Origin of the sequence: Streptomyces geranii, assembly GCF_002954775.1 — a bacterium.
Taxonomy (GTDB): Bacteria; Actinomycetota; Actinomycetes; order Streptomycetales; family Streptomycetaceae; genus Streptomyces; species Streptomyces geranii.
On sequence record NZ_PJME01000049.1, the window covers coordinates 60,440 to 69,866 of the forward strand.

At 72.5% G+C, this 9,427-nt stretch carries 6 protein-coding genes; all 6 read left to right on the top strand.

Translation table 11 applies throughout. The annotated features are described in order from the left end of the window. Positions 1–253 precede the first annotated feature (253 nt). Entirely contained in the window at positions 254–3,136 is a 2,883-nt protein-coding gene (leuS, locus tag CW359_RS36320) for a leucine--tRNA ligase (RefSeq protein WP_105974488.1), read from the top strand. Between the two features lie 186 nt (positions 3,137–3,322). After that, entirely contained in the window at positions 3,323–4,081 is a 759-nt protein-coding gene (locus tag CW359_RS36325) for a hypothetical protein (RefSeq protein ID WP_105974489.1), read from the top strand. 129 nt (positions 4,082–4,210) lie between these two features. Further along, positions 4,211–5,056 (top strand): DegV family protein, encoded by an 846-nt coding sequence (locus CW359_RS36330; protein WP_105974490.1) that lies wholly within the window; start codon positions 4,211–4,213, stop codon positions 5,054–5,056. Between the two features lie 160 nt (positions 5,057–5,216). Then, complete coding sequence (locus tag CW359_RS36335; protein WP_105974491.1) at positions 5,217–6,299, top strand: ComEA family DNA-binding protein; 1,083 nt, start codon at positions 5,217–5,219, stop codon at positions 6,297–6,299. 155 nt (positions 6,300–6,454) lie between these two features. Further along, positions 6,455–9,010, top strand: coding sequence for a ComEC/Rec2 family competence protein (locus CW359_RS36340; protein ID WP_105974492.1), 2,556 nt, complete (start codon positions 6,455–6,457; stop codon positions 9,008–9,010). A gap of 4 nt (positions 9,011–9,014) precedes the next feature. Next, positions 9,015–9,427, top strand: a 413-nt coding sequence (locus CW359_RS36345; RefSeq protein ID WP_198655520.1) for an arylamine N-acetyltransferase family protein, incomplete at its 3' end; no start/stop codon positions are given.

A 9,427-nucleotide genomic window follows, 5' to 3' on the forward strand; every position in this document is an offset into this window, starting at 1 on the left:
TCACGTGCCGGTCGGGTCGTGAAGGAGTTGTGTGGGGGTCATGTGGGGGCTCCCGGGGCTCTCCCGGGACTCTTCCTCGGGTGCGGTATCCTGACGCCATGCGTGCCGTACGCCTTCTGCTTAGTGAGCCGCGCTGATCAGTCCCGACCACTGACGAATCGTGGGTCGGCATCGGCGCGGCGTCCCCTCCTGTGCGAGGGGATTTTTCATTTCCAAGCCGCTGGCAGAGACGATCGATGGAGCTTTGAGGATCATGAGCGAGACGAACCCCGCTGCCGCCGCCGAGGCTGCAGCGCCGCACCGCTACACGGCCGCGATGGCGGCCGACATCGAGGCACGCTGGCAGGACTTCTGGGACGCCGAGGGCACCTACGCCGCCCCCAACCCGAGCGGCGACCTGGCGGACGACCCGGAACTGGCCGCCAAGCCCAAGAAGTTCATCATGGACATGTTCCCGTACCCCTCGGGTGCGGGTCTGCACGTCGGCCACCCGCTGGGCTACATCGCCACCGACGTCTCCGCCCGCTACCAGCGGATGACCGGCCACAACGTCCTGCACACCCTGGGCTTCGACGCCTTCGGCCTGCCCGCCGAGCAGTACGCCGTGCAGACCGGCACGCACCCGCGTGTCTCCACCGAGGCCAACATCGAGAACATGAAGGTCCAGCTGCGCCGGCTGGGCCTGGGCCACGACAGACGCCGGTCGTTCGCCACGATCGACCCGGAGTACTACAAGTGGACCCAGTGGATCTTCCTGCGGATCTTCAACTCCTGGTACGACGAGGAGGCGGACAAGGCCCGCCCGATCGACGCCCTGATCGCCCAGTTCGAGAGCGGCGAGCGCGCCGTACCCGGTGACCACGCGCGCGCGTGGAACCAGCTGACCGCCATCGAGCGCGCCGACGTCCTGGGCGGGTACCGCCTGGCGTACGCCTCCGAGGCGCCCGTCAACTGGTGTCCGGGACTGGGCACCGTACTGGCGAACGAGGAGGTCACCGCGGACGGCCGTTCCGAGCGCGGCAACTTCCCCGTCTTCAAGGCCAAGCTGCGCCAGTGGAACATGCGCATCACCGCCTACGCGGACCGCCTGCTGACCGACCTGGACGCGCTGGACTGGCCCGAGGCCATCAAGCTGCAGCAGCGCAACTGGATCGGCCGCTCCGAGGGCGCCCGCGTCGACTTCCCGGTGGACGGCGAGGCCATCACGGTCTTCACCACCCGCCCCGACACCCTGTTCGGCGCCAGCTACATGGTCCTGGCGCCCGAGCACCCCCTGGTCGAGAAGCTGACCCCGGCCGCCTGGCCCGAGGGCACCCACGACGCCTGGACGGGCGGTCACGCCACCCCCGCGGAGGCCGTCTCCGCGTACCGCGCGCAGGCAGCCTCGAAGTCCGACGTCGAGCGGCAGGCCGAGGCCAAGGACAAGACCGGCGTCTTCATCGGCTCGTACGCGACCAACCCGGTCAACGGCGACCGGATCCCCGTCTTCGTCGCCGACTACGTCCTGATGGGCTACGGCACCGGCGCGATCATGGCCGTCCCCTGCGGCGACCAGCGCGACTTCGAGTTCGCGCGCGCCTTCGAACTGCCGATCCACTGCATCGTCGAACCGACCGACGGACGCGGCACCGACACCTCGACGTGGGACGGCGCCTTCGGGGCCCACGACGCGAAGATCATCAACTCCGCCAACGACGACATCTCCCTGGACGGCCTGCCCGTCGCCGAGGCCAAGGCGCGCATCACCGAGTGGCTGGAGCGCAAGGGCATCGGCCACGGCACGGTCAACTTCCGGCTGCGCGACTGGCTGTTCAGCCGCCAGCGCTACTGGGGCGAGCCCTTCCCCATCGTCTACGACGAGGACGGGGTCGCCCACTCGCTGCCCGAGTCGATGCTGCCCCTGGAACTGCCCGAGGTCGAGGACTACTCGCCCCGCACCTTCGACCCGGACGACGCGGACACCGAGCCCGAGACGCCCCTGTCGCGCAACGCGGACTGGGTGAACGTCACCCTGGACCTGGGCGACGGCCGGGGCCCCCAGAAGTACCGCCGCGAGACCAACACCATGCCCAACTGGGCCGGTTCCTGCTGGTACGAGCTGCGCTACCTGGACCCGCACAACAGCGAGCAACTGGTCGACCCGGCCATCGAGCAGTACTGGATGGGCCCGCGCGCGGGACAACCGCACGGCGGCGTCGACCTGTACGTCGGCGGCGCCGAACACGCCGTGCTGCACCTGCTGTACGCCCGCTTCTGGTCCAAGGTCCTGTTCGACCTGGGACACGTCTCGTCGGTCGAGCCCTTCCACAAGCTGTACAACCAGGGCATGATCCAGGCCTTCGTGTACCGCGACAGCCGTGGCATCGCCGTACCGGCCGCCGAGGTCGAGGAGCGCGACGGCGCCTGGTACTTCGAGGGCGAGAAGGTCTCCCGGCTGCTGGGCAAGATGGGCAAGTCCCTGAAGAACGCGGTCACTCCGGACGAGATCTGCGCCGAGTACGGGGCGGACACGCTGCGCCTGTACGAGATGGCCATGGGCCCCCTGGACGTGTCGCGGCCGTGGGACACACGCGCGGTGGTGGGCCAGTACCGGCTGCTGCAGCGGCTGTGGCGCAACGTCGTCGACGAGGACAGCGGCGAGGTCACCGTCGTCGACACCGAGGCCGACGAGGCGACCCTGCGCGCCCTGCACAAGGCGATCGACGGCGTCCGCCAGGACCTGGAGGGCCTGCGCTTCAACACGGCCATCGCCAAGGTCACCGAGCTGAACAACCACCTGACCAAGGTGGGCGGCCCGGTCGCGCGCACGGTCGCCGAGGACCTGGTGCTGCTGGTCGCGCCGCTGGCCCCGCACATCGCCGAGGAGCTGTGGCGCAGGCTGGGCCACACCGAGTCGGTCGTCCACCAGGACTTCCCCGTGGCCGACCCCGCGTACGTCGTGGACGAGAGCGTGACCTGCGTCGTGCAGATCAAGGGCAAGGTCAAGGCGCGGCTGGAGGTCTCGCCGTCGATCTCCGACGACGAGCTGGAGAAGGTCGCGCTGGGCGACGACAAGGTCGTGGAGGCGCTGGCCGGCGCGGGCATCCGCAAGGTGATCGTGCGGGCACCGAAGCTGGTCAACATCGTGACGGCGTAGGCACGCAGGCTGACGCCGGAGTAGGCGCGGGGGTAGGCGCACGGACGGCTGCGGGCGGTTCGCCGGGCTGCTCGGGGTAGTCCCCTACGGGCAGGTTCGGGGTTCTTTTGGAACTCCGGGCCTGCTCTTTGCGTTTACCTTTGAAGAGCGGCTCGGACGGCCGCGACCGGTAGGAGGAGGAGCGTCGTGGAAGCCGCTGTCGCAGTTGTCGCCCTGCTCTTCCTGCTGTTCGTGGTGCTGGGGGTGTACGCGACCGTGAAGGTGGTCGGCGCGGCCAAGAGAGGCGTGGACCGCACGATCACCCAGGCCCGGCGCACGGTCGAGGACACCACGCTGCGCGCCAAGAGCTTCGCCCAGCTCGGGCCGGCGGGCGAGGTGGCCCAGCTCAGGCTCAAGCTGCGTACGTCGATGCGGTCGACGCAGGACGCGCTGCACGCGGGCGTGGCCGAGGACGAGTCCCTCAAGGAGTCCCTCGGCCTCTTCGAGCGGCTCAGCGCGCACGGCCACGAGCTGGACGCCGAACTCAAGCGCCTGGAGTCCGAGCCCGACCGCACGACGCTCGCCGCGCGACTGCCCGACCTGCGCGAACGCACCGACCAGATCACCCAGGCCGCCGACTCGCTGCGCTGGGCGGCCCGGGACCGGGCACACCGGTTCGCGAACGACGACCTGGACTCCCTGAGGACCCAGATAGACGTCGAGGCGGGCGCCCTGCGGCACTGGACGACCGCGGAGCCCACGCCGACTCCCACGGCGACCCCTGCGCCCGCCCCGGCGCCGTGGCCCGAGGCCCCGGCAGCCGACGGCGCGGCGGCCCAGCAGACCTGGCCGGACAGCCCCGAGGCGCGCCGGGCCGCCGAGCAGACCCGGCCCGCCATCGCCCCGCCGGTGCAGCAGCCGATCCACTCCTGGCAGAAGAAACCCCGTCCCGAGAGCACGACTTGATCCACCGGCGGCCCCCGAACCTGTTCCCCGCTTTCACGTTCGCTTCCGCTTCCGCTCCTGCCCGTGGTCCCGTCGCAGGTGAATGGGTCGGGCTGCCGCCCACGAGCTACGGCAGGTAACCTCCAGCTCATGTCCCGCCATGTCGCGATCGTCACCGATTCAACGGCCTACCTGCCGCCGCGGACGATGGAGCGCCACGGCATCATTGCGGTGCCGCTGACCGTGGTCCTCGGCGACCGGGCCCTCGAGGAGGGCACCGAGATCTCGGCCCGCTCCCTCGCCCAGGCGCTCCAGAAGCGCCGGTCCGTCACCACCTCACGGCCCAGCCCCCAGCTCTTCGCGGAGACCTACCGCAAGGTTGCCGAGTCCGGCGCCACCGGCATCGTCTCGCTGCACCTCTCCGCCGAGTTCTCGGGCACGTACGACGCCGCCGTCCTGGCCGCCCGTGAGGCACCGGTGCCGGTGAGGGTGGTCGACACCGGCATGGTCGCGATGGCCCTCGGCTTCTGCGCCCTGGCGGCGGCCGAGTCGGCGGAGGCGGGCGGCACGGTGGACGAGGCGGTCGCGGCGGCGGAGAAACGGGCCGCCGGCACCTCCGCGTTCTTCTACGTCGACACCCTCGACTATCTGCGCCGGGGCGGCCGGATCGGGGCCGCACAGGCACTCCTCGGCTCCGCTCTCGCGGTGAAGCCGCTGCTGCAACTGGACGGCGGCCGGATCGAGATGATGGAGAAGGTACGCACGGCGTCCAAGGCCATCGCCAGGCTGGAGGAGATCGTCGCCGACCGGGCGGGCGGCGCACAGGTCGACATCGCCGTCCACCATCTCGCCGCCCCCGACCGGGCGGCGGCCCTCGCGGACCGGCTGCGGGTACGGGTGCCGGGGCTGGCCGAGCTGCATGTGAGCGAGGTGGGGGCGGTGATCGGGGCGCATACGGGGCCCGGGTTGCTGGGGGCGGTTGTCTCGCCTCGGTGAGGGGCCTGCGGGGCCTGAGGGGCTTTGGCGGGGTGGGGCGTGTCGGTCCCGGCTCGCTTCGGCACTCGTGTGGGTGACCGAGTTATCCACAACCGGCCGGTAATCCACCGGAATTGAGCAAGATCATCGCGGGTGGGGTGGATTGCTCCATCCTCGGCGCATGGCACTTCGATCACAGTCACGCGCAACCACTCCGACCAGCGGCCCGGGTCGCGGTCCGATGTCCGACGGCCGCGTCCGGCACGGCCATCGCCGTCCTCGCGGCCGGGCCCGACAGAGGCAGGCGTCGGCCGACGAGATCCGTCGGCGGGCGGAGGTGCTGTTCGGGGAACAGGTGCTGGAGCGCCGGGAGTTGCGGCGGGAGTTGGGGAACGGGCCGCCGGGCGGGGAGACGGTGGCTGGAGAGACGGTGAGTGGGGAGGCGGCGGGTGACAGGGGTGCGGTCGATGCTCCGGTCGGCGCTGACGTCGGTGCCGTAGACGGTCGGGTCGGTGGGGCCTGGCAGGAGCGGGCCGGGCTTGCGGTGCGGGAGCGGGTGCCTGTGTGGTTGCAGGCTCGGTGCGGGCTGGAGCGGCGGAGCGTGGTGGCGCTCACGGTGGTGCTGGTCGCCGCCGCCGTGCTCGCCGTGCAGCACTTCTGGGCAGGGCGTACCCAGCCGGTTCGGGCGCCGGAGGTGGTTCGGGCGGCGGCTCCCTTCGGGGCGGCGCGGGCGGATGCGGCGGCCCGTCCCCGGGGCGTCGTGGGAGGGATGGCCGGGGCCCCGATCGTGGTGGACGTCAGCGGCAAGGTGCGGGAGCCGGGGGTGCATCGGCTGCCGGCCGGGTCCAGGGTCGCCGACGCGTTGCGGGCCGCCGGTGGGGTGCGGCCGGGCACGAAGACCGACGGGCTCAACCGGGCACGGTTCCTTGTGGACGGCGAACAGGTGCTGGTCGGCGGAGCTGTGCCCGTACCGGGGGCAGGGACGGGGGCGGTAGTCGGTGGTGCGGTCGGTCCCGGTCCCGGTGGCGTGGGAGCGGGCGGATCGGTGAGTGGGGTGGGGGCCGGCCCGACGGCGCCCGTCTCGTTGAACACGGCCACCGTCGAGCAACTCGACACCTTGCCGGGGGTCGGGCCCGTGTTGGCGCAGCACATCATCGACTACCGCACCCAGCACGGCGGTTACCGGTCCGTGGGCGAGCTGCGTGAGGTGAACGGCATCGGCGACCGGCGCTTCGCCGACCTGCGAAATCTTGTCCAGCCATGAGGCGGGTGAGTGATGTCCATGACGGTTCGTCCGGGCGGGCGTCGACTCGTGCCGGTACTGGCACTGGCATCGGTATCGGTATCGGGGGCGAGGAGTCCCCTGCGCTCGATGACCAGGTCACTCCTGGCGGAGGGGAGTCTCGTGGCCGTCGGCCCGTGCACGCCGCCTCGGGGAAGCGGCTGGGGGACGCCCACCCTCGGCAGGAAGGGCCGACGGACCTGCGGTTGGTGCCGCCCGCGCTGGCGGCCTGGGCGACGGCGGCACTGACGCTCGACGTCCCGTCCGGCTGGGTGACCGGGATCGCGGTCGGCTGTTCGGCCGTGGGCGGGGTGCTCCTGCTGGTCCGTCGTGGCTCGGGAAGGCGTGGTCCGTCGGCGGCGGGGCAGCCCCGGTGGGGTGCCTGGTCGCGGGTGTCCATGGCCGCCGTACTGCTCTGCGTCGCCGCTGCCGCCGTCTCCGCCGGGCTGCACGGGGCCGATCTGCGGCGGGGGCCGGTGCCGGGGCTGGCGCGGCAGTACGCCGGGGTGACCGCCGAGGTGGAGGTCACCTCCGATCCACGGCTCACCCGACCCAGGGTCCAGGGCGCCCATGCCGCGCCGACCGCCGTACTGCTCGACGCCGACGTCCGGCGGGTCGAGGAGGCCGAGGGGATCCAGGGGATCGAAGGGGCGGACGGGGGTGCGGTCGTGACGCGTACGCCGGTGCTGGTGATCGTCGATGTGGGAGGGAGGCCGGGGAAGGCGGGGCCGTTCCGGCGGGCGATGGGTGGGGCGGAGGGTTCGCCCTGGCTGAGGTTGCTGCCGTCGACGCGGCTGCGGGTGACCGGGCGGCTGGTGCCCGCGTTGACGGGCGGTGACCGGGTCGCGGCCGTGCTGCGGGTACGGGACCCGGCGGCGCCGGAGGTCGTGCGGGAACCGTCGGCGGCGCAGCGGTTCGCGGGGCGGCTGCGGGCGGGGTTGCGGGAGGCCACCGAGGGGCTGCCGGTGGATGCGCGGGCGCTGCTGCCCGGGCTGGTCGTCGGGGACACGTCACGGGTCACACCCGAGCTGGACGAGGCGTTCAAGGAGACCGACCTCACGCACCTGATGGCGGTGAGCGGGGCGAACTTCACGATCCTCCTCGCCCTGCTCATCGGACCGCCCGCCCTCGCCCAGCAGGTCGAACGGCGTGGCCTCGCACCCCGCCTGGGGCTGTCCCTCCGGACGACTGCACTGCTCGGCGGTGTGCTCAGCCTGGCATTCGTCGTCGTGTGCAGACCCGACCCGAGTGTGCTGCGGGCGGCGGCCTGCGGCTCCGTCGCGCTGCTCGCCCTCGCGACCGGGCGCCGCCGGTCACTGATCCCGGCACTGGCGACGGCGGTACTGCTGCTGGTGCTCTACGACCCCTGGCTGGCCCGGAGTTACGGCTTCCTGCTCTCCGTCCTCGCGACCGGCGCCCTGCTCACCCTGGCACCCCGCTGGAGCCCGGCGCTGCGCAGACGCGGGGTGCCGCCCCGGCTGGCCGAGGCGCTGGCGGCGGCCGGGGCGGCGCAGGCCGTGTGCGCGCCGGTCGTGGCCGTGCTGTCGGCGCGGGTGAGCCTGGTGGCGGTGCCGTGCAACCTGCTCGCGGAGTTCGCCGTCGCCCCGGCCACGGTGCTGGGCTTCGCGGCACTGGCCACGGCGCCCGTGGCGATGCCGGTGGCCAAGACGCTCGCCTGGTGCGCGAGTTGGCCCACCGGGTGGATCGCGGACATCGCCCGCACGGGAGCGGCACTGCCCGGGGCGGGAGTGGACTGGCCGGGCAGCTGGACGGGCGCGCTGCTGCTCGGGCTGTGCATGGCGCTCGCCGTGTTCGCCGGGGCCCGGCTGCTGAGGCATCCCGGGTGGTGCGCGGTCTGCGGGGTGCTGCTGCTCCTGGTGGTGGTCCGGCCGGCGCCGCTGACCAGGGCGATCACCGGGTGGCCGCCGCCGGGGTGGCGGTTCGCGATGTGCGACGTGGGGCAGGGGGACGCGACCGTGCTCGCGGCCGGGGAAGGCACCGGGGTGGTAGTGGACGCCGGACCCGACCCGGCACTGGTCGACCACTGCCTGCGCGAACTCGGCATCACCAAGGTGCCCCTGGTCATCATCACCCACTTCCATGCGGACCACGTCGCGGGGCTGCCCGGCGTACTGCGCGGGCGCTCGGTGGGCGCGATCCAGACGACGGGATTCGAGGAACCGGAGGAACAGGCGGAGTTCGTGCACAGGGAGGCGGCGGCACGGCGTATCCCGGTGACGCGTGCCGTCGCCGGTGAGCGGCGGCGGACGGGCACCCTCGACTGGGAGGTGCTGTGGCCGCAGACGGCACCGGCACCCGAGCCGGAGGGCGCCAACGACGCCAGTGTCACGCTGCTCGTACGGTCGGCCGGGCTGCGCCTGCTGCTCCTCGGGGACCTGGAACCGCCGGCCCAGCGGGCGCTGCTGAGAACGCCGGGTGCGGCGGGGCTGCGGGGCGTGGACGTCCTGAAGGTCGCCCACCACGGCTCGGCCTATCAGGACCCCGACCTCATACGGGCGGCGGCCCCGAGGCTGGCGCTCATCTCGTGCGGCGCGGACAACACGTACGGGCATCCCGCGCCCAGCACGGTCGCGGCGCTCAGGGACGGGGGTGCGGTGGTGCTGCGTACGGACGTGGACGGGGCGCTGGCGGTCGTCGGAGCGGGCCGGGAGCTGGGGGTGGCGAGAGACTGAGGCCATGGACTCCGCACAGGCTGACGCCTACCTCCGCAGACTGGGCGTCGAGCGCCCCGCCCGGCCCACCCTCGACGCGCTGCGCGAGCTGCAGCTGCGGCATCTGGTGGCGGTGCCCTTCGAGAACCTGTCGATCCATCTCGGCGAGGAGATCGTGCTGGAGGAGGAGCGGCTGCTGGAGAAGGTGGTGGGCGCCCGTCGGGGCGGGTTCTGCTACGAACTCAACGGCGTCTTCGGGGCGTTGCTCACGGAACTGGGCTTCGACGTGACGCTGCTCGCGGCGCGGGTGTACGGGGACGAGGGGCGGCTGGGGATTCCGTACGACCATCTCGCGCTGCGGGTGCGGATCCTGGCTGGGGCTGGGGCTGGGGCTGGGGCTGGGGCTGGGGCTGGGGCTGGGGCTGGGGCTGGGGCTGG

Coding starts and splice junctions, on each gene's coding strand:
- leuS (WP_105974488.1), top strand. CDS start 254: ATGAGCGAGACGAACCCCGCTGCCGCCGCCGAGGCTGCAGCGCCGCAC.
- CW359_RS36330 (WP_105974490.1), top strand. CDS start 4,211: ATGTCCCGCCATGTCGCGATCGTCACCGATTCAACGGCCTACCTGCCG.
- CW359_RS36335 (WP_105974491.1), top strand. CDS start 5,217: ATGGCACTTCGATCACAGTCACGCGCAACCACTCCGACCAGCGGCCCG.